Origin of the sequence: Muribaculum gordoncarteri, assembly GCF_004803695.1 — a bacterium.
GTDB lineage: Bacteria > Bacteroidota > Bacteroidia > Bacteroidales > Muribaculaceae > Muribaculum > Muribaculum gordoncarteri.
Genome location: NZ_CP039393.1, coordinates 2,005,297 through 2,026,811, shown reverse-complemented (window position 1 = coordinate 2,026,811; position 21,515 = coordinate 2,005,297). Strand labels below are relative to the sequence as shown.

Annotated in this window: 20 protein-coding genes; 1 reads left to right on the top strand and 19 read right to left on the bottom strand. The window is 51.2% G+C overall.

The window, feature by feature from the left end; translation table 11 throughout:
- Window positions 1-2: 2 nt before the first annotated feature.
- The 19 genes from E7746_RS09005 to E7746_RS08915 form a co-directional block, all read right to left on the bottom strand.
- Window positions 3-341 (bottom strand): DUF4491 family protein, encoded by a 339-nt coding sequence (locus E7746_RS09005; protein WP_123396395.1) that lies wholly within the window; start codon window positions 339-341, stop codon window positions 3-5.
- A gap of 93 nt (window positions 342-434) precedes the next feature.
- Window positions 435-2,216, bottom strand: coding sequence for a 30S ribosomal protein S1 (gene rpsA / locus E7746_RS09000; protein WP_123396396.1), 1,782 nt, complete (start codon window positions 2,214-2,216; stop codon window positions 435-437).
- Between the two features lie 130 nt (window positions 2,217-2,346).
- Window positions 2,347-2,886, bottom strand: coding sequence for a GNAT family N-acetyltransferase (locus E7746_RS08995; RefSeq protein ID WP_238337161.1), 540 nt, complete (start codon window positions 2,884-2,886; stop codon window positions 2,347-2,349).
- A gap of 69 nt (window positions 2,887-2,955) precedes the next feature.
- Window positions 2,956-3,135 (bottom strand): hypothetical protein, encoded by a 180-nt coding sequence (locus tag E7746_RS08990; RefSeq protein ID WP_136410584.1) that lies wholly within the window; start codon window positions 3,133-3,135, stop codon window positions 2,956-2,958.
- A 104-nt stretch (window positions 3,136-3,239) separates the two neighbouring features.
- On the bottom strand, window positions 3,240-4,181 hold the full coding sequence (locus E7746_RS08985; RefSeq protein ID WP_136410583.1) for a ketopantoate reductase family protein: 942 nt from the start codon (window positions 4,179-4,181) through the stop codon (window positions 3,240-3,242).
- Between the two features lie 2 nt (window positions 4,182-4,183).
- Window positions 4,184-4,579, bottom strand: coding sequence for an HIT family protein (locus E7746_RS08980; RefSeq protein WP_123396398.1), 396 nt, complete (start codon window positions 4,577-4,579; stop codon window positions 4,184-4,186).
- A gap of 6 nt (window positions 4,580-4,585) precedes the next feature.
- Window positions 4,586-5,056: a transcription elongation factor GreA gene (gene greA, locus E7746_RS08975; protein ID WP_123396399.1), complete on the bottom strand. Its 471-nt coding sequence runs from the start codon at window positions 5,054-5,056 to the stop codon at window positions 4,586-4,588.
- 106 nt (window positions 5,057-5,162) lie between these two features.
- Entirely contained in the window at window positions 5,163-6,143 is a 981-nt protein-coding gene (locus E7746_RS08970) for a glycosyltransferase family A protein (RefSeq protein WP_136410582.1), read from the bottom strand.
- Complete coding sequence (locus E7746_RS08965) at window positions 6,133-7,140, bottom strand: glycosyltransferase family 2 protein (RefSeq protein WP_168184344.1); 1,008 nt, start codon at window positions 7,138-7,140, stop codon at window positions 6,133-6,135. Before E7746_RS08965 ends, E7746_RS08970 begins: the two co-directional genes overlap by 11 nt.
- A gap of 2 nt (window positions 7,141-7,142) precedes the next feature.
- On the bottom strand, window positions 7,143-8,408 hold the full coding sequence (locus E7746_RS08960; RefSeq protein WP_136410580.1) for a glycosyltransferase: 1,266 nt from the start codon (window positions 8,406-8,408) through the stop codon (window positions 7,143-7,145).
- Window positions 8,409-8,417: 9 nt separating this feature from the next.
- Complete coding sequence (locus E7746_RS08955; protein WP_136410579.1) at window positions 8,418-9,509, bottom strand: DUF4369 domain-containing protein; 1,092 nt, start codon at window positions 9,507-9,509, stop codon at window positions 8,418-8,420.
- A gap of 51 nt (window positions 9,510-9,560) precedes the next feature.
- On the bottom strand, window positions 9,561-11,525 hold the full coding sequence (locus tag E7746_RS08950; RefSeq protein ID WP_136410578.1) for a DUF4954 family protein: 1,965 nt from the start codon (window positions 11,523-11,525) through the stop codon (window positions 9,561-9,563).
- A 37-nt stretch (window positions 11,526-11,562) separates the two neighbouring features.
- Entirely contained in the window at window positions 11,563-12,816 is a 1,254-nt protein-coding gene (gene hflX / locus E7746_RS08945; RefSeq protein ID WP_123396405.1) for a GTPase HflX, read from the bottom strand.
- A gap of 38 nt (window positions 12,817-12,854) precedes the next feature.
- Window positions 12,855-14,450, bottom strand: coding sequence for a S41 family peptidase (locus E7746_RS08940; RefSeq protein WP_135947271.1), 1,596 nt, complete (start codon window positions 14,448-14,450; stop codon window positions 12,855-12,857).
- An 11-nt stretch (window positions 14,451-14,461) separates the two neighbouring features.
- On the bottom strand, window positions 14,462-14,938 hold the full coding sequence (gene coaD / locus E7746_RS08935; protein ID WP_123396407.1) for a pantetheine-phosphate adenylyltransferase: 477 nt from the start codon (window positions 14,936-14,938) through the stop codon (window positions 14,462-14,464).
- Window positions 14,919-16,871: a DNA topoisomerase IV subunit B gene (locus tag E7746_RS08930; RefSeq protein ID WP_135947272.1), complete on the bottom strand. Its 1,953-nt coding sequence runs from the start codon at window positions 16,869-16,871 to the stop codon at window positions 14,919-14,921. The genes coaD and E7746_RS08930 overlap by 20 nt, the downstream gene beginning before the upstream one ends.
- A 229-nt stretch (window positions 16,872-17,100) precedes the next feature.
- Window positions 17,101-18,099 (bottom strand): class II fructose-bisphosphate aldolase, encoded by a 999-nt coding sequence (locus tag E7746_RS08925; protein ID WP_123396409.1) that lies wholly within the window; start codon window positions 18,097-18,099, stop codon window positions 17,101-17,103.
- 234 nt (window positions 18,100-18,333) lie between these two features.
- Complete coding sequence (locus E7746_RS08920; protein WP_016562641.1) at window positions 18,334-18,504, bottom strand: DUF362 domain-containing protein; 171 nt, start codon at window positions 18,502-18,504, stop codon at window positions 18,334-18,336.
- Between the two features lie 121 nt (window positions 18,505-18,625).
- On the bottom strand, window positions 18,626-20,623 hold the full coding sequence (locus E7746_RS08915; RefSeq protein WP_135947273.1) for a protein-disulfide reductase DsbD family protein: 1,998 nt from the start codon (window positions 20,621-20,623) through the stop codon (window positions 18,626-18,628).
- Window positions 20,624-20,732: 109 nt separating this feature from the next.
- On the opposite strand from E7746_RS08915, the gene E7746_RS08910 reads away from it, so the two are divergent.
- Window positions 20,733-21,506 (top strand): glycosyltransferase family 2 protein, encoded by a 774-nt coding sequence (locus E7746_RS08910; RefSeq protein ID WP_135947274.1) that lies wholly within the window; start codon window positions 20,733-20,735, stop codon window positions 21,504-21,506.
- Window positions 21,507-21,515 lie beyond the last annotated feature (9 nt).

Here is a 21,515-nt window from a genome sequence, read left to right as displayed (position 1 = left end):
CCTTATACCGAAGCGTCGTTATCCCATGGGTAGCGGCGCTTTGGATTACGTGGAAACCAGCCTTTCCTTACACGCTCCTGCTGCTCGAATATCTCCTTTATCGTCCAGAACGAAGAAAATCCCACCACTCCGAGTATTGTAGAGCCGAGGATGTCGCTTACGATCAGCGACAGAATGGTGCATGCGCAGCCCAATAGCAGAAACCACCACCAGCATGATGTGCCGTAACGGTATTCGCATTTCACTACTACGGGATGGAATAGTCCTATGACCAGGAATGTGCATATTCCTATTACGAGGCCGAGCAGATGATAGTCCTGCAGTGTCGATGTTATATCCATTGTAGGGTTGTTTTTACGGGTTGTATAAATAAGGAGGCATAATGCCTGAGCATCATGCCTCCCGTTATAGGATATGTTATTTTAATCCTTTGATTATTTCTTGCCTGAGAGCTTCTCCTTAAGAGCGGCAAGTTCTTCGAGGTCACCGAGAGTTGTGCGCTCGATGGGAGTGTTAAGGGCGGGCTGCTCTTCCTTCTTGGCCTGACGGCGAGCCTTGCGGGCTTCGTTCTTCTCAGCCTTAGCCTCATCTTCAAATATGCGGCTGTGAGAAAGGAATATGCGCTTGTTGTCCTTGTTGAACTCGATTACCTTGAAGTCGAGCTTCTCGTCAACCTGTGCCTGAGTTCCGTCTTCCTTAACGAGGTGCTTGGGAGTGGCAAAGCCTTCAACTCCGTAGGGAAGTGCTACTACACCGCCCTTGTCCTGCATTTCGATGATGGTTCCGGGGTGGATGCTGCCTACAGTGAACACTGTTTCGAGAACATCCCAGGGATTCTCTTCGAGCTGCTTGTGACCGAGGCTGAGGCGACGGTTGTCCTTGTCGATTTCGAGAACCTGAACATCGATGTCTGAGCCAACCTGAGTGAATTCCGACGGATGCTTGATCTTCTTGGTCCAAGAGAGGTCGCTGATGTGGATAAGACCGTCAACGCCTTCCTCGATTTCAACGAATACGCCGAAGTTGGTGAAGTTACGCACCTTGGCAGTGTGCTTGCTGCCGATAGGATACTTAACCTCGATGTTCTCCCAGGGATCGTTCTTGAGCTGCTTGATGCCGAGTGACATCTTACGCTCTTCGCGGTCGAGTGTGAGGATGACTGCTTCAACCTCGTCGCCAACCTTCATGAAGTCCTGAGCTGAACGGAGGTGCTGTGACCAAGACATTTCCGATACGTGGATAAGACCTTCGACACCGGGGGCGATTTCAACGAATGCGCCGTAGTCGGCCATAACGACAACTTTACCCTTAACCTTGTCACCAACCTTGAGGTCAGCGTCAAGAGCATCCCATGGATGGGGCTGGAGCTGCTTAAGACCGAGGGCGATGCGCTTGCGCTCGTCGTCGAAGTCAAGTATTACTACATCGAGTTCCTGATCGAGTTTAACCACTTCTTCGGGATGGCTTACGCGGCCCCAAGAAAGGTCGGTGATGTGGATAAGACCGTCAACGCCTCCGAGGTCGATGAATACACCGTAAGTGGTGATGTTCTTAACGACACCCTTGAGCACCTGACCTCTTTCGAGCTTGGAGATGATGTCCTTCTTCTGCTGCTCGAGCTCGGCTTCGATAAGAGCCTTGTGAGAAACGACAACATTCTTGAATTCCTGGTTGATCTTTACAACCTTGAATTCCATAGTCTTACCAACGAAGATATCGTAATCGCGGATGGGCTTTACATCAATCTGTGAACCGGGGAGGAAGGCTTCGATGCCGAATACATCGACAATCATACCACCCTTGGTGCGGCACTTGATGTAACCCTTGATAATTTCGTCATTTTCGAGAGCCTGATTTACGCGCTCCCATGAGCGTGACATGCGGGCTTTGCGGTGAGAGAGGATGAGCTGACCCTTTTTGTCCTCCTGGTTTTCGATGAAAACCTCAACTACATCGCCAACCTTGATGTCGGGATTGTAGCGGAATTCATTGACGGGGATGATACCGTCGCTTTTGTAGCCGATGTTAACCACCGCTTCGCGCTTGTTGAGGGCGATGATGGTACCTTCGATTACCTCTTTGTCTTTAACGGTGTTAAGCGACTCATCGTAGGTCTTGGTGAGTTCTTCGCGGCTCTTGCCACCGTTGTTTTCGCCGTTTTCGTAGGCGTCCCAATCGAAATCTTCGATTGGCGAATTCTTTAATTCTTCGTTCATTTAATGGGTTAATAAATAAGTTAATTAATTCTGGCGCATGATTAACACGATGTAAGCGTGCGCACATTGCTGCAAAGATACAACTTAATTTTCACTCCTACAATTAAATGTGGAGATATGTGAAAATTTTTTATTTGCATTTCATCTTCAAGTCGAAAAACATGACACGGCTCCTCAGGACATCGTCTTCAGATATTCCGAAAGCCTCTTTCTCGCTCTGTTCTGACTTATATAGTGGTTTAAATCCATTCTTTAGATAATAATGGATAGTTGAATCAGTGTTGTAGGCATCCACAATCATATACCGACAAGCCGCCTTGTTATTCTCATCCACAAACCAGTATTTGAGGGCATTCATAAGTTGAGTGCCCGTATTCAATCCTTGTCCCTGAAATGCTTTGTTCACACCAAGGCGGCCAATCAATACCGCAGGATAACTGCGGTGCCGTTTGGGCTGAGGTATCTTGCGTTGTAGAGCATTCCGGGATGGATTATCGAGGGTATAGGTCTTTATGCCGTCGTAGGAGAGAGTTGCAATCGCCACAATTTCACGCTGATTCTCTCGATTTATCCAACAATATGTTTTGCCGAGGAGTTCTTCCTCGTAGAGAAAAACATCGTGACTGAAAAAATCGTCAAGGTCGTCATCGCCACATAAAAAAAGGGTCACAGTAATCTGCAACCTCTTTGGTATAAGGCACCATGAAGGTGTTATCTACGAAACTATATTCTGCCATTGTCAGCCTTTGCGGGGAGGGAATATAATGTCCTTGGCGCTATTCAACATGGTATAAAGTACCTTACGCTGTGATTCTGAGAGTTTTGGCGTGGGCAATTTGCCATTGCGCTCCGCTTCCTCGGTGAAGATTCGTGCATCTTCGCCCCAAAGTTCGGGGGATGTTTTAATTGTCATTGCCATAGTTTTATCTCCTTGTTTATGATTCAAGTACAAAGATATAACAAAATTCTCACATAATCAGCTTAATAGACAGGCAAAAACATCAAATGTAAAAATCTGATATACTATGTTGTCTGAGTATTTAGTCTGTGACCATCAAATTCCCGGAAGTGGCTGGCGACGGTGTCGTAGACCGGCGTGTCGATGCCGAGGCGACGGGCAAGGTCGATGAAGTCAAAGAGCTGTCCCTTGATTTCGCTTTCGTGACATGCTTTCAGGTCTTTTTGCAGCGAGGCGGTGCTTTCGGGGTTGAGGCTGTCGATCACTTCGAGATGATGCTCCACGAGGTCGCATCCGAAGTCGATTCCAAGCTTGCTTCCCATCAATGCGCTCTCACGCGACAGGCCGATGAATGTGTCACGCTCCTTTCCGGGATGCTGTATCGGGCCCATGGGTATGTCGTAATAGGCTCCGGTGAGCGCCATTGCCGAGATAAACGACCATTTGATAAAGGTGTCACGGTCGATGTTGTCACTTAGCGTCACCTTTATTCCTGCACGGCGCAGGTCGCTGTTGATTCGGTCGAGAATTTCGGGCGCAACCGAGTGTCCTTCGGGAACGCCGTAGACGATGTGGAATATGTCGCCCATCTGGGTTATTTCGCCGATGCCCGACTTGAAGCCCACGATGTAGATGCATCCGTCGAGCACGTTGGCGTCGGGCGACAGAGCGGCAATGCGCGGCCCCGTGCCGTAGACATTGAGCAGCGGTATCACTACCGTTTCGGGCGATGAGGCGCGGCTTATTACCGGCGCTATGCTGTCGATGGAGTAGCCCTTGACGGTTACGAATATCACATCGGCTTTGTCGTTGTACTCCTCGGCGCTGAATGCCTTTATGGGAATTGCGTGTTCGCCCTTCAGCGAGGAGTGGAATATTAGTCCGCGCTTTTTTATCGATTCAAGTGCTTCACCTCGTGCTATGCAGCTGACATCGCACCCCGATAGTGCAAGAAAAGCGGCAATGCTGCCGCCTACTCCTCCTGTACCTATTACAAGATATTTCATTGTTATTTAAATGCTTTGGCAATGCTTTGGGCAATGTCGGCCATGTCCTTGGGGTCGAGCGAGAGCTTCTCCTTGAAGAAGTTCATGTCGCTCTCCTTGTTGATGGGCACAAGGTGTATGTGGGCGTGAGGAACCTCAAGTCCCATTACGGCCACGCCTATGCGCTTGCAAGGGAGGGCTGATTTCATTGCAGCGGCAACGCGTTTGGCAAAGAGCTGTAACGATTCATACTCGTCGTCGGCGAGGTCAAACAGGTAGTCAACCTCCTTCTTGGGGATGACCAGGGTGTGACCGGGAGCTACGGGTGAAATGTCGAGAAAAGCGTAGTGCTTGTCATCCTCGGCAACTTTGTAGGAGGGTATTTCGCCTGCTACGATGCGTGAGAATATCGATGCCATAATCTGTTAGAATGATATTTCAACAATTTCAAACTTCATCAATCCCGAGGGTACGCGTATTTCAACCACTTCGCCTATCTTGTGGCCGAGAAGACCCTGTGCGATGGGAGTGCTTGACGCTATTTTCTTCTCCTTGAGATTGGCTTCGCTGTCGGCTACGATTGTGTATTCGACAACCATGCCGTTGGCGATATTCTTGATTTTTACTTTATTCAGAATTTGAACCACTTCATTGTTCAGCTTGCTGTCGTCGATGATGCGAGCGTTGGCAACGAGATCCTTGAGCTGTGAAATTTTCATTTCAAGCATTCCCTGAGCCTCCTTGGCTGCATCGTACTCGGCATTTTCTGACAAGTCGCCTTTGTCGCGAGCCTCGGCTATAGCACGTGATATTTCGGGTCGCTTAACTGTTTCAAGATAAGCGATTTCATCCATTTTCTTTTTGTATCCTTCACGAGTCATGTAGGTGATGGCCATGGTAAAAACAATTTTAGAGTTGAGTAAAAAATTAAAGAATCTCAACCGTTAGGCGAGACCCTTATAGATAAATTCTTGTGTAATGTTTACTTTGCAAAGATAGTGATTATTTTGATAGGGGGCAAGTGCGGTGTGATTTTAAACATTTTTTAAGAGAGTGACGGAAATATGCTATGCGGTGTATGCCGCGACCTCCAAGTGCTGTGTAGAGATAGCATGCGTATCGCTCGATTTTCTCAAACGGGCCGTTGGCGAAGTCGAGTATCTCAACCAGCAATCGTCGTCCCTCGGGCGATTTGGCGCGGGTGAGGTTGCCGGCGAGGACAATGCCTTTCAGGTCGAGCATCTTCAGGTCGCGCAACGGCATGTTGCCCGAGAGCTTTTCATTGCATATCAGGAACGACTTCATCAGCTCCTTGTCCCTCTTTGAATAGCTGTCGGTGGTGATTGAGTCGGGTTGCTGATACACATCCACTGCAGGCTCTCGGTCGATTCGTTTTACTTTGGGATTCTCCACGATGAGCCTTAGGCCGAGCTCGTAGTCGGTCCACACGGTTGCATCTTCGTTCCAGCCTCCGGCTTTGCGCAGCAGTGATGTCCGCAAGGCGTAACGTTGTGTCGATAGGATGCTGTAGAATATGTGCTGAAACAGCAGGTCGGAGTCGGCAAAGGGAAGTGTGCGAGTGCTACCGTTAATAGTGTGGAGCCTCACGTCACGCCCTACGATATCGAGTGTAGGGTCGGCTGCAAACTCCGTCATTATATCCTCGACATGGTGAGGTGACATTGTGTCGTCGGAGTCGAAAAACATTATGTAGGGCGTGACAGCCTCCCTAAGACCGAGATTGCGGGCTTTTGAAACTCCCTTTTCGTGCATGTCGAGCAGCGTTATGTCGAAGTCGGATGCTTTGTGACGGCTCATCCAGCGCGAGGCTATGTCACGGCTATTGTCGGTTGAGCCGTTATCGACAATGATGACGCTTAATGGACGCGCTGTCTGGCCCGATATCGAGTCGAGTGTGCGCTGTAACGTTGCCTCACGATTTAGTACGGGAACAACGATTGTCATCCTTGATTCACTGTTCATGGCGATGTGTCAGTCCGTTTAGTTTTACACTTGCCTTCCATAGGATGACATTTCGGCTCAACAGCTTGATTAAGTTTGTTTTGACGGTGGATGTCACCTCATGCTCTTTCATCAATGCGATTATTGCATCCATCAGCGGTCGGTCGAGGCTGTTGAATGACAATGTTGCCATGTAGCGAAGTCTTTCGTCGATGAATGGACGAAGGAGGGAGCGGTCGATTGCGTAACGGTCGGCCAGCTTTAATGTCAGCTTGAATATGCCGAGTTGATAGTCAAGCTGCTTCTTGAATCCAAGCGGATTGGAGAGTGACCTGTGGCCAACGCTGTAGTTGAGCGTGACATCGGGCAGGTAGCCGATTTTTCCTGAGGCTGCGAGTGCGGTCATTATCTGCAGGTCCTCGCAAGGATAGGATTTGTCGCGGAAAAGATGCGGCTCGGTCATGAGAGCGTTACGTATAGTATCGGCGCGATACATTGCCGTGGCGAGATGAATCACGGGAGGGTGAGTGTGACATAACAGCGGGATGAGCAGCGAGCGACCGTCGGCTATGGGGTTATGGTAACGGGCGTTGGCGTTATCGGCATCGGCCGGCGTTACGTTGCCGGTAGCGTGGTCCAGGCGGTTCCACGCCGTATGCACCAGTGTGACATCGGGGTCGGCGGCAAGTATGTCACGATGTTTTTGCAGCTTGTGACGGTCAATCCAGTAGTCGTCGCCGGGACAGTCGGCTATGTATTTACCGCGACACTCCATGATGCAGTCGAAGTAGTTGTCGATGACGCCCTTGTTGACGGTATTGTGCAGCAGCCTGATTTTGTCGGGATGTGCGGCGGCATATCGGCGGCAGATGTCAAGAGTGTCGTCGGTCGAGCAATCTTCGCCTATAACGATTTCATAGTCGAAGTCACACTCCTGAGCAAGTATTGAGTCGAGAGTGCGGGCTATCGTTCCGGCCTGGTTGTATGTGACCGTTATTACTGATACTTCGGGACGCATTGTCATGGCAGTAGTTGTGATATTTCGGATGCAAAACTGTCACGCAGTTGCTGCGAGTTGAAACTGTTGCGCCAACGTTCACGCGCATTGACGCGCAACTTTCCTGCAGCTTCGCGGTCGCTGATGAATCGGTTGATAGCCGTGAGAAATTCGTTGTCGTCGGGGTCGTGCGACAACAATACCCCCGTCGAGGAGTCGACTATTTCGGGAATGGCCCCTGATGACGCGGCTATTACGGGAACGCCGTGTGACATGGCTTCGCAGATGCTTACTGGCACTCCGCCTTCAGTTTCGCTCATGAGCATGAACCAGTCGACACGGTTGTCGTGATAGAACTGATGCACGTTTTCATTGTCGATGCGGTCGCTTTCTATTGTCACGTTAAGATTGGCGGGACATTGGTGCGTCACTTCGTTGAGCAGTGAGGCGAGTTTGTCGCCGGTGCCGATGTGCATCCAACGGAAATTCATGTCGGGACGACTGAGAGCGAGTGTGCGTATAAGCCTGTAGTTCAGGTGTACACGCTTTTCAGCTGCGATTCGGCTGCATGAGAAGAAGGTAATGTCGTTGCCGTTGCCTGCCGGGGTGGGCGAGTCGGTCAGTATGGCAGGCGATCCAAGGCGTGACATGGCTATCTTGGCCGAATGTGACGGATGCCGTTCAATGAGGTATCGGCGTGCGGTGTCGCTTGCACAATATACCTTGAGCAGGCGTGACATTGTGAAGTCACGCAACTTTGCCGACCGGTAGGTGACGCGGAAGTCATAGAGGTCAACACCGTGTACACGGGTGATGATGTTAAGCGGAAGCTTGTTGCAAAGTAACGCAAGCGCCGATGTGATGTGGTCAAACCAAAAGGTGTAGAACAGCGTGTTGTCGGGTCGCAGGGCATGGCGCTTCATAAGCCGCTTTATGCAGCCGGCAAAACACACTGCATTTATGTTGAAGCTTACTCCCGAAGCGAGTTGGTTGATATTACTGTAGGTCGACAGGTCGGATAACGTGAGTGACATGACCTTCGGGTTAAGCAGATGTGACGCTTTGAGCAGCCGGTGACGGGAGTAGGGCAGGCGTGACATGCTGTCGTCGACAGTGATGCCGTGAAGCGCCTCCGCATAATTGCAAATAGTCCCGGACGCACGTTCCGGGTCTATTATGATGTTGTCAAATTTACTTCTAAGAGCGTCAAGCTCGGGCATGATGAAAGAACTCTCGGTCGGCGTCCAATAGGGGAAAGAGGATGTGAAAATGACGAGGTTCTTTGTCATCGAAGCTTGTTACAGATAGGGCGCAACAGCCGAGTCGAGCTTGGTTATGTCGTCGACGCGTTCTACAAGCTCGCCGTTGGCGATGATGTAGGTTGTGGGGAGAGTGCTTACGTTGTAGTTAAGCAATATCTGCGAGCCTGTCGACGGGGGATTGTAGACGGTGATCCAAGGGAGGTTACGTGCCGATTGCTTCCACTGGAACTCGTCGTTGTCAACGGCTACCTGATATATTTCAAGACCCTGGTTGTGACGCTTTTCATACACCTTTGCGAGGTCGAGGTTGAAGGCGGGTGAGCCTTCGGCGCTGTAGATGGTGAAGTTGAGCACTACCACTTTGTTGTTCTTTGTCACCTCCTCAAGATTGTGGGGCTTTCCCTTGTTGTCGGTCAGGGTTATGTCAAAGAGCTTAATCTCGTTGACAAGCATTGTGTCGATGCCGGCCGGGCTGACAAGCTGGCGGTTGGCGAGGAACACCTGACGGAGATAGCGGGTGCGCGGGTCGTTGGGACGGAACTGGTCGAAAGCGTTGGCCACGGCTCCCACTATGCGGTTGTCGCGAGGATTGGCGGGGTCAAAGAGATACTGTCCGTTGACTTTCTTGCAGATGATGTAATAGGACACAATTCCTGCGGGATCGCCGAGAAGCATTCCGGCAAGCTCACGCTTAAGTACTGAGTCATTGGCTACCGATGTCTTGCCGTTGACCGACGCCGAATTGCGGATGCGGTTGTCGACGGCCATAAGCATCTCGGCGGCGGTGGAGCCTGACAGCTCGTAGTCGGAGTCAAAAGCGTCGGCAGTCGAGGTGATGTTGACGGTTTCCACGCTGTCGATGGGGAAGTATATGCTTTTGCCGTCGAGTACGAGGCGGAAGATGTCGGGATAGCCGATCGGGTCGTGAGAATATTTGAAATTTCCGCTTTTGTCGGTGGTGATTGAGTCGAGAGTGTACCAACGACCGTTGTCGGAAGCCTGCAATATCATTGTCTTTGAATCGGCTCCTTCGATTGAGCCGTTTACATTCCATTTCAAGCCTGAATCGCAACCGGCGGCCATGGCCGTGAGTATTGCGACAAGGGCAATCGAAAGTAGTTTGTTCATCGGTGAGTTATTGTTTGTTTAGTAATTTAATGCAAAGGTAATGTTTTTGGATTAAATACCAAGAGCCTTTTCCAATCGCTTTATTGCCGTTGTGGCATTTTTGAGAGCAATGTCGTAGTGGCGGTTCATCTCGTCCACGTTGGGGTCCTGTTCGGGCAGGCCTCTCACGGCAATGAAGTCGGCCTCTACATTTTGTCCGTCGCTGTCGACACCAAATCCCACTTTCATGCTTTCGGAATAGTCTTTCATTGCGTCATGGTTGCGGAACTTGGATATGGCGGCAATGCTTTCGCTCCATCTCTTGGCTATAGCGATGAAATCATGCAATGTCATGGTTTCAAGCTTCTTGCTGTAACACTTGCTCAGATTGTTGACTACGAAGCTCCACTTCATGGCCTCGTAGTTGTCATACAACATTTTAAGCCTTTCAACAATGCCTTCAAGCGAGTTAATCGTGCCGTTCACGATGTCGTCGATGATGAATCCCACCTTTTTACGCGGAACAATCAATCCGGCAAGGTCGATCCACTGGTCAAGTCCCGAGTATTCGGGCTTCAGCTGCTGCTCAACGGGAACGGCTGAGTCGAAATCGAGCGACAACAGCTTGTTTACCACCGATTCACCCATGAAGTAGTCGGCGGCGAGGGCATATAGTTCGCGACCTCGGCGCAGTGCGTGATACTCAATCGTAAAATTTCGGGTAAGCGGATATTCGGGGTCTGCCTCACAACGGTCGAGAGTGTTTATGGCCTGATATACGCGCCATGTTATGAGCGGGTTGAGTGCGTCGTAGTTTATCAGGTCGAGCCGCTCGATGTCACTGCTTCGGCGGTCGCGCTTACCCCATTTAAGGATGTCGCGTATGGTGCCCGATGTCTTCAGGTTGGCGGCCGGAATCAACAGGCTTTTGCCTTTGCGCTCCATGAGATAGGAGTAGGGAAGCTCCGTTGTGTCGGGATGGGAGGTGTGGCTGCCCGCCACGAGGGTGAAGGGGCCTATGTGGGCCGGCCAGGTGATGTAGGCGTTACTTGCGGTTTTGCATCCGCGCTCCATAATGCCGTGATGCACCGGTCCGAGCTTATATAGGTGATTGCTTTCATTGGTTCCCGAACCTGCGTTGAAGAACGAGAACATTCCGCCTATAAGCAGGGTCGATTTGTGCATCGACACGGTGTGTGGGCCGGCGAATACAGCGCATGCCTCGCCACATTCACATGCGCAGTTGGCAAAGAATAGCGAATCATGGGCTATGAATCCGTTGGCGAGCGACGAGGCTTGTCCCACAAATACGCGCTCAATGGTGGAGCCGCTGTCGACTCTTGCCTGTGACGCCATTATGAAGTGCGACGCTATCACGTTGTCGCCCACCTTGCAGTCACGGCCTACCGTGCCGTCGACAAGGCGTGTGGCTCCTTCGATGCAGGCGCCGGTGCGCACTATAGTGTCGGCTATCGTTCCGCATCCCGCTATTGTTACATTGCTTTCGATAAGGCCGGTGGCACATCGCTGTCGATCGGAATACTCCTTCGCAAATGCCTTGATGCGGGTAGTGAATGCCTCGTTGTGGCGGTACATGACCGTCAGGTAGGCTATCTGGGAGGTGAGGCTCTCATATATATATAGACTGCGTGCACCGGTTTCGCTCATCACATTCACTTCGCATCCGTTGCCAAACGATGACGCTCCGGTGGCAAACATAGCATTCACATTGGCGATGTAGCAGTTGTCGCCTATACGGTAATTGGCAATGGCTTCTCCAATTTTGCTTATGTGTACATTGTCGCCTATCTCACAATTATGGATTGTCGCGTCGTATATTCCGCTCCTTACCGGAACACCGTTGCGCACAAACAGATCCCGGGTGTTGCCCAACTTGACATTTCCCGAGAAATTCACCCTGATATAGCATGACGGATTGAATCCGTCCTTTACACTTACGGTGTTCCAATTAGTGGCAGTGCATCCCGAAGCTTCAAGCTGTGCTATTTCATATTCAAGAAGATTGCGATATTCCATTATCGATAATCAATGGTTTGACATAAAACGTGGTCGTTTACTTATAGGTCGACGGCTCGCTGTAGCCCGGGTCGTCGCCTTCGTCGTATTTCTGGAAGAGGAAGTCGTTGTAGGGGAAGCGCGTTATGTGCACCTCCTTGGCTTTCTCGTAAATCTTGTTTTTCAGTTCATCGATGTTGATTTGCTCCTTGGCCGAGATGAACACGCATTCGTCGTTCATTTTGGCCATCCATGTAGCTTTCAGTTCGTCGAGCGAGATGTTTTCGCGAGTGCGCGGGGTGAGGTCGTCGTCATCCTTTGGCTTGTAGGTGAATGCATCGATTTTGTTGAACACCACAATCATCTTCTTGTCGCTGTCCTTGCCGCATATCTCGGCGAGTGTCTTGTTCACGATGTCGATCTGCTCCTCAAATTGCGGATGGCTTATGTCGACTACATGGACGAGTATGTCGGCGTCACGCACCTCGTCGAGGGTCGACTTGAAGGAGTTGACAAGATGGGTGGGAAGCTTGCGGATGAATCCTACGGTGTCGGTGAGCAGGAAGGGGAGATTGTCGATGATGACCTTGCGCACGGTGGTGTCGAGAGTGGCAAAAAGCTTGTTCTCTGCAAATACATCGCTCTTGCTGAGCAGGTTCATCAATGTCGACTTGCCCACGTTGGTATAGCCTACCAATGCTATGCGGGTAAGTTTTCCGCGATTCTTGCGCTGTATCGACTTCTGCTTGTCGATGCTTTCAAGCTCGGCTTTCAGGCGTGATATTTTGTCGAGGATTATACGGCGGTCGGTTTCTATCTGCGTTTCACCGGGGCCTCTCATGCCGATACCTCCGCGCTGGCGTTCGAGGTGAGTCCACATTCGGGTGAGTCGGGGCAGCAGATACTGGTATTGCGCGAGTTCGACCTGGGTCTTTGCGTTGGCGGTTTGTGCGCGTTTTGCAAATATGTCGAGAATCAAGCTCGTGCGGTCGAGAATCTTCACCTGAAGCTCGCGCTCGAGGTTGGCGACCTGCTTGGTGGTGAGGTCGTCGTCGAATATCACGAGTCCTATTTCGTTTTCGTCGACATATTGCTTTATCTCGTCAAGCTTTCCCTTTCCCACATAGGTGCGCGGGTTGGGGTAATCGAGTCGCTGCAGGAATGTCTTTTCGGTGATCGCTCCCGCCGTGTCGGCGAGAAAAGCGAGTTCGTCGAGATACTCCTTGGCCTTAGCCTCATTCTGCTGAGGGGTTATGAGGCCCACGAGTACGGTCTTTTCAGAAGTTTCGGTGCTTATTATGTTCTCTTTCATGCTTAATCTTGTTTTTAGGCAACCTCGTTTTGCCGTTGTCAGTCACCGAGGAGTTTTTTGTACTCGTCGGGTGAATTTATGACTTTCAATCCTTCGTGATAGATGGGGTTGAGGTCGTTGGCAATCCGGTAATAGGAGCCGTTTTCGTATATGTCACGAGCAATGAGTGCTTTCAGCACAGTGCGCATGTAGTTTTCGCTCTGTTTATATTGCTCTTCATTATATTCAACATCGGTTTTCTTGCCCTGTTCAATGAGGCCGTTCATTATTTCGGATGTCACCTCAAATCGTTCGGCAAAATCCTTCTCGGTGGGATACTCGGCTTTTAGCTGCTGGCGGTGAGTGTCGACATAGCCCAATACATACTGGTAGAGCGCACCCTTTGCGAGGATGTCACGATAGTAGGGGGTGTACCATGTGGTGTCGAGAGGAGAGAAGCGGTCAGGCATGATTCCACCACCGCCATATACGACACGCTTGTTGCGCAATGTGGTGTAACGGAGCGAGTCGGGGAAGTGTATCGAATCGGAGTGCATCAGTTCGCCGGCATCGTATCGGTGCTTGATGTCCTCGATGTAGTCGTCGATGTCGCCCTTCACGTAGGGCTTCTGGATGCATCGACCCGACGGAGTGTAGTAGCGTGACACCGTGAGGCGAATCATCGAGCCGTCGGGGAATGGGAAGGGACGCTGTACGAGGCCCTTGCCGAATGTGCGTCGGCCTACGACTACCGCACGGTCGTGATCCTGCAGCGCACCGGCGAGAATCTCGCTTGCCGATGCCGAATACTGGTTGACGAGCACTACGATGCGGCCATCGAGGAAGTCGCCGTTACGCTCGGCCACGTAGGTGTAGCTCGGAGTGCGCGGAGCCTCGGTGTAAACTATAAGATCGCCCTTTTTCAGGAATTGCGCGGCCAGCTCCTGGGCTGCATTAAGATAACCGCCTCCATTGTCCTGAAGGTCGATGATGAGATTCTTCATGCCCTGCTTGCGCAAGTCGTTCATGGCTTTGCGGAACTCCTCGGGAGTTTCGGCGGCAAAGCGTGATATGCGTATGTAGCCGGTGGTGGGGTCGGCCATGTAGGCGGCATCGACGCTGTAGATGGGAATGTCGTCGCGCGTTATGTTGAAGTAGATGAGCTCGGGCACGCCGGTACGTTTCACAGCAACGTTGACCACGGTGCCCTTGGGGCCGCGCAAGCGTCGCATGACATCGTTGTTTTTCATCTTCACTCCTGCTATGAGTGTGTCGTTGACCTCGATTATGCGGTCGCCGGGCAACAGGCCGACACGCTCCGACGGGCCGCCGGCCACGGTCTGTATCACATACAGGGTGTCGGTTGCCATGTTAAACTGTATTCCCACGCCGCTGAAGTTGCCGTTGAGGGGCTCGTTCAACTCGCGTGTTTCCTCGGGTGTCGAGTAGGCCGAGTGGGGGTCGAGTGTGTTGAGCATTGCACGGATTGCTTCGTCGACAAGCGTGTCGGCATCCACTTTGTCAACATAGTAGTTGTTGATTATCCCTTGGGCATATTGCAGCTTTCGCTCGGGTGTCAGTTCAAATTTCTGTTGTGCCTTGATGCCTGACGAGGCGAGGATGAGTGCTGAAACGAATAGTAGCAGGTATTTCATAAATGTATTTCTTATTGTCTTAGTTGGTCGGAGTCGGGGACAAACTGGCTTATGTCGTAGCCGTAGCGGTCGAGGTCGCGCACCATTGTGGAGCTTACGTATTGCAGTTCGGGCAGGGTGTAGAGCAGTACTGTTTCCACTCCCGAAATCTGTCGGTTGGCATAGGCGAGGTTGCGCTCATACTCGTAGTCGGCAACCGTTCTCACTCCTCGCAGAATGAATTGCGCTCCGCAGTCACGCGCCACGTCGGCTGTGAGCCTGTCGTAGCTTATCACTTCCACGCGCGGCTCGTCGGCCATTACTTTTTCGATGTGACGCACGCGAGCTTCGGTGGGCCGATAGCAACGCTTGGCGTCGTTGATTCCTACTGCGATTATGATCTTGTCAAACAGTGTGAGTCCACGTTCGACTATCGATTTGTGGCCTATAGTAAACGGGTCGAAAGTTCCCGGATATATGGCTATTCGTTCAAGATATTTGGGAGTCATCTTCAACTACGAGATTGTCAATAATAAAGTTTTGTCGTTCAACAGTGTTCTTACCCATGTAAAACTCAAGGAGCTCAGCCACCGCATCCTCTTTGCGGAGCGTCACGCGGTCGAGTCGCATGTCGGGACCGATGAATCCGCGGAATTCCTCGGGCGAGATTTCACCAAGGCCCTTGAATCGTGTTATCTCGGCATTTGCCCCAAGCTTGTTGATGGCTGTAACACGCTCTTCATCAGTATAACAATAATACGTGTCATCGGTTGATTCCTTGCCTGACTTTTTTGACTGGCGGGTGCCTGCGCGGCGGGTGGTCTTCTTGTTGCGTACACGGAACAAGGGGGTCTGCAGCACGTAGACATGGCCTTTCTTTATCAGGTCGGGGAAGAATTGCAGGATGTAGGTGAGCAGCAACAGGCGTATGTGCATTCCGTCGACATCGGCATCGGTGGCTATGATTACTTTGTTGTAACGCAGGTCGTCGATGCTGTCCTCGATGTTCAAGGCTGCGCGAAGAAGCGCAAACTCATCGTTCTTGTAGACATCGACAAGCGGCATTCCATAGGTGTTGAGCGGCTTGCCTCGGAGCGAGAACACGGCCTGGGTTTCAACATCGCGTATCTTGGTGATTGAACCGGCAGCCGAGTCACCCTCGGTGATGAATATCGATGAGGCTTCCTTCTTGTCCTCGTCGCCTTTGGGGTCGCTCAGGTGCACGCGACAGTCGAGAAGCTTCTTGTTGTGGATCGCTATTTTCTTGGCTTTTTCCCTCACGGCCTTGGTGACGCCGGCCATTGCCTTGCGCTCCTTCTCGTTTTCGAGAATCTTCTTCTGCAGAATGTCGGCGGTGTCGAGGTTGATGTGGAGGTAGTTGTCGAGCTCTTTCTTGATGAAGTCGCCGATGAACTTTGCCACCGTAGGCCCTTCGGGTCCCATGTCACGCGAGCCGAGCTTGGTTTTGGTCTGTGATTCAAATACCGGCTCCTCGACTTTAATCGATATAGCGGCGACGATGCCGTTGCGAATGTCGGAGTACTCAAAGTTTTTGCCGAAGTACTCCTTGATGGTGCGTGACACAGCCTCGCGGAAAGCCGACAGGTGGGTTCCGCCCTGAGTCGTGTGCTGTCCGTTGACAAATGAGTAGTACTCTTCACCTATCTGCTTGGTGTGGGTTATCACCGCCTCGATGTCGTTGCCTTTAAGGTGTATTATGGGGTATAGCGGCTCGGTGGTGAGGTTCTCTTTCAGTAGGTCGAGCAATCCGTTGCGCGAGAAGTAACGCTTGCCGTTGAGATATATCGAAAGTCCGGTGTTGAGGAATGTGTAGTTCTTTACCAGGGGGACAACATACTCTTCACGGTAACGGTAGTCGCGGAATATTGAGTTGTCGGGGGTGAAGCGCACGAAAGTTCCGTTGGGTTCGTCGCTCGGCATTATGCCCGAGTCGCTGACTATTTCACCGCAGGAGTATTCGATGGCTATCGACTTGCCGTCGCGCACGCTCTTGATGTAGAAGTCGGTCGACAGGGCGTTTACCGCCTTGATGCCGACACCGTTAAGTCCTACCGACTTCTTGAACGCCTTGGAGTCATACTTTGCTCCGGTGTTCATTTTCGATGACACATCGACCACCTTGTCGAGGGGAATGCCTCGTCCGTAGTCACGCACCCCCACCGTGTATTCACTGACTTCGATGTCGATTTGCTTGCCAAATCCCATCATGTATTCATCGATGGCATTGTCGAGCACTTCTTTAAGAAGCACGTAGATGCCGTCGTCGTTTTGCGAGCCGTCGCCGAGTTTTCCGATGTACATTCCCGGTCGCAGGCGTATGTGCTCCTTCCAGTCGAGAGTCTTGATGTCGTCGCCGGAATAGCTTGTTTCAACGGTTTCGCGCTTTTCTTCAGGTAATATGGTTAGTTCCTCTTCAGTCATATCAGTGATTGGTGGCAAGATGTTAATTGTTGTCGGTCAACTTGCAAAGTTACAAAAAACATGGCAAAAGTCATGCAAAACAATCGTGAATAATTATGTCGTAGTTTTTATGTCATGATTTAGAGCCGGCTCTTATCATTGCAAAGTCACCCTGAGCGATAGGTGTAAAAATAAACCGGCTCCGCGGAATCAACTGCGGAGCCGGCTATGTCATAAGGATTGCGGTCTATTAGAGAGCTTTGTCCTTGCTGCCGAGAACGGCTTCGATTTTGTGCTTGTAGAGCTTCTCCATGTTGTCGCGAGCCGGGCCGAGGTACTTGCGGGGGTCAAATTCTTCGGGGTGCTCGAAGAGAGTCTTGCGAACAGCTGCAGTCATAGCAAGACGGCTGTCGGAGTCGATGTTGATCTTGCAAACAGCGCTCTTTGAAGCCTTGCGGAGCTCTTCTTCGGGGATACCGATTGCATCGGGAAGCTTGCCGCCATACTTGTTGATGGTGTCAACCTCATCCTGGGGAACTGATGAAGATCCGTGAAGAACGATGGGGAATCCGGGGAGCTTCTCCATAACGGCGTCGAGCACGTCAAATGCCAAGGGCGGGGGAACGAGCTTGCCGTCGGCGTTGCGGGTGCACTGCTCGGGCTTGAACTTGTAGGCACCGTGTGAAGTACCGATTGAGATAGCGAGGCTGTCGCAACCTGTGCGGGTAGCGAAGTCGATAACTTCTTCGGGGTCGGTGTAGGTGTGGTGGTCAGATGATACCTCATCTTCAACACCGGCAAGTACGCCGAGCTCGCCTTCTACAGTTACATCATATTGGTGAGCGTAGTCAACTACCTTCTTGGTGAGGGCGACATTTTCCTCGTAGGGGAGGTGAGAACCGTCAATCATCACTGACGAGAAGCCGTGTTCGATACAGTCCTTGCAGAGCTCGAAGCTGTCACCGTGGTCGAGGTGAAGCACGATTTGGGGATGTTCCCAACCGAGGGTCTTGGCGTATTCAACAGCGCCTTGTGCCATGTAACGAAGAAGAATGGGGTTGGCGTAGTTGCGAGCACCCTTTGATACCTGAAGGATTACAGGTGACTTATCTTCGGCAGCAGCCTTGATGATAGCCTGAAGCTGCTCCATGTTGTTGAAGTTGAAAGCGGGTACTGCGTAGCCACCCTTGATAGCCTTAGCAAACATCTCACGGGTGTTGACCAAGCCAAGATCTTTGTAACTTACCATTGTTTTGTTGATATTTAAGTGAATAAATTAAAAGTTCGGTTATGTTGCGCCCTTTCATGGGCATTTTACATCTGCAAAGATAAGCATAATCGCTCCATGTCGCAAAAAAATTCAGACAAAAAACGTGTAAACTTTCTATAATTGAGCATGTCACACGCTTGACGCTATGAAACGTAAAAGCGGAACCGCCTGTTGACGATTCCGCTTTTGTATTCCGGTAATATGTGCAGTTTATTATTCTCCGGGAACGATTGCTTCGCTGGGGCAAACTTCAGCGCAGCTGCCGCATTCGATGCAAGTGTCGGGATCGATGTGGTAGATGTCACCTTCAGAGATTGCTTCAACGGGGCAAACGGGAAGACAAGTTCCGCAAGCTACACATTTATCAGTGATTACGTAAGCCATGATAATTAAAATTTTAGATTATTATACGAATTAGTTTATTGCTTTACGTTGCAAAGTTAAATGTTTTATTCTAATTACGGCTATTATTGTATGAAAAATTTGTCAATAATTTCCAACTGCCTCATTCCTTGTAGTTTTTGATGCCTTTTTCAAGGAACATGGTGAATTTGGGGATGTTTTCGTCGTAGGAGAACGGGCCTGAAATCAACTCTCCGTCATCGTTGAGGATAACGTAGTAGGGCTGTGCATTGGCGTTGAATTTATAACGTTGCAGATAGCTCCAACGATCGCCGTAGGTGTCGAGGCGCACTTTCTTTCCGTTCTCTTCAACGTAGACGGGTTCGGGCAGGCTCTTTTTCTCGTCGACCATCAGCTTTATCACCACGAAGTTGTTTTCGATCATGGCGTGTACATTGGTGTCGTCGAGCACCTTGCCTTCCATCTTGCGGCAATTCACGCAGCCGTAGCCCGAGAAGTCGATAAGCACGGGCTTGCCCTCCTTGCGGGCGGCGGCCATGCCCTCGTCGTAGTCGTCATATTCGGTGAATCCGCCTCCGTAGAGGTTGAAGTCCTGGGTGTAGAGTGGCGGCACGAATGCGCTGACGCCCTTCAGGGGTGCGCCCCAAAGTCCGGGCACGAGGTAGACGCTGAACGACAGCGATGCCATGGCGAGGAAGAATCGCACGGTGCCTATGCTTGAGTTGGCGGGGCCGTAGTGTGAGAAGTTGAACTTGCCGAGGAGATACATTCCGAGCAGCGCGAAGATTACAATCCACAGGGCGAGGAATGTTTCACGGTCGAGGATGTGCCATCCGTAGGCGAGGTCGGCTACCGAGAGGAACTTGAGCGAAAGGGCAAGTTCGATGAAGCCGAGCACCACCTTGACGGTGTTCATCCATCCTCCCGAACGGGGTGCGCTCTGGAGCAGTGACGGGAACATTGCAAACAGGCAGAAGGGTATTGCCAGTGCGAGCGAGAAGCCGAACATGCCTACGGCCGGGCCGAGCTTGTCGCCTGTGCTTGCGGCCTCCACGAGCAGTGTGCCGATGATGGGGCCTGTGCAGGAGAATGACACCAGAGTGAGGGTGAACGCCATGAAGAATATGCTCAGCAGGCCGGTTGTGCGCTCGGCCGAGCTGTCCATCTTGTTGGCCCACGAAGCGGGGAGTTTTATGTCGAATGCTCCGAAGAACGATATTGCAAACACTACGAGCAGCAGGAAGAAGATGATGTTGCAGGTGGCGCTTGTCGAGAGCGCGTTGAGCGAGCTTGCGCCGAATATGGCAGTTATGAGCAGGCCGAGCAGCAGGTAGATGACGATGATTGAGAGTCCGTAGACAAATGCGTCGGTTACCGAGCGGGCTCTTGATTTGCCCTTCTTGAGGAAGAAGCTTACCGTGAGGGGAATCATGGGCCATACACAGGGGGTGAGCAGGGCCACGAATCCGCCGATGAAGCATGCGAAGAATATGTACCAAAGCGATGTCGACGAATAGTCGTCGTGGGTGTCGGAGTCGCTGTAGGTGACGGGCGCCCACAGGCGGTCGGCATCGACTTCGGGTTTCACCTCGTCGTCGGCGATTACCTCGTCAAGAGTGGCGGTTTCTATGGTGTCGGGTGCAGCTTTTTCCTCAACCGCGGGCTGTGCGGCGGGGAGCTTGGCTGTTCCGCTCAATATCACAGTTTCCTTTGTGGGCGGGATGCAGTTTTCATTGTTGCAGGCCGAGTAGCGTATCGTTGCCTCGATTGCAAATTTGGCCGCTGTGGCGGTGAAGGGCTGGCGCAGGACTACGCTTTCGGTCCACCAGCTCAGGTTGGCGCCAAACAGTTCGTCAAATTCGGTGTGAACCGCTTTGTCGGCCTTGAAGTCGCCGTCGAGCTTCACGCCGTCGAGCTTGTCCCACTGTATTGACAGCGGGGTGGGGCCTATGTCGGGGTCGACGTCGTGGGAGTACATGTGCCAGCCGGAGTTGATTTTAGCCGACAGCACAATCGTGCCGTGAACGCCGTCGGTCATTTCAATTGACGAGGTCCACTTTACGGGATTGACTATTTGTGCCGATGCACTGAGTATGGAAAAGTAGATTAAAGTGATGAAAAACGCTATCTTACGCTTCATGTTTATTGGTTTTATTTTATTTTGATGCAAAGATACTGAAAATATTTTGATGGAATTCGATTTTTATGCTATATTTGCTTTCTGAACCGAAAGCACGTTATGCTGTATTATGGCTCCATTATTTTCAATCATAACCGTCACTTACAATGCCGCTTCTACGTTGCCTGCCACTCTCGAAAGTGTAGCGGGACAATCGTGCAAGCTGTTTGAGTATATAATAATGGACGGAGTGTCCAAGGACAAGACTCTCAAGCTGGCCATTGATGCAGGAATACCTCAGGCTCGCATCTACTCAAGTCCCGACAAGGGCATATATGATGCGATGAATAAGGCAATGGCAGTGGCGCGGGGAGATTATCTGATATTTCTCAATGCGGGCGATGCTTTTCACTCGTCCGATACGCTTGAGAAGCTCGCTTCGGCGATAATGGACAACGACTATCCCGGAATCGTCTACGGGCAGACTGACCTTGTCGATTCGGAGCGTCGGTTCATAGCTCCGCGTCATCTCACGGCGCCTGATGAGTTGACGCTGCAGAGTTTTGCTACGGGAATGGTTGTGTGTCATCAGGCATTTGTAGTGTTGCGAAAGCTTGCTCAGGACTATGACCTGAAATACAGGTTCTCGTCAGATTACGAGTGGTGCATAAGGTGCCTTCAGCGCTCGCGGCGCAATGTCTACGTGCCTGCGGTGATAATAGATTATCTGAGCGAGGGAGTCACCACGGCCAATCGCAAGGCTTCGCTCATGGAGCGATTCAGGATAATGTGCTATTACTACGGCTTCTTCCCCACGCTGATGAGGCACTTCGCTTTCCTGCCCCGATTCCTGAAGCAGCGTAAAGTAGAGGCTCGCGGCAAGGCGCTGACATGTGCCGATTAGTTGAAATTA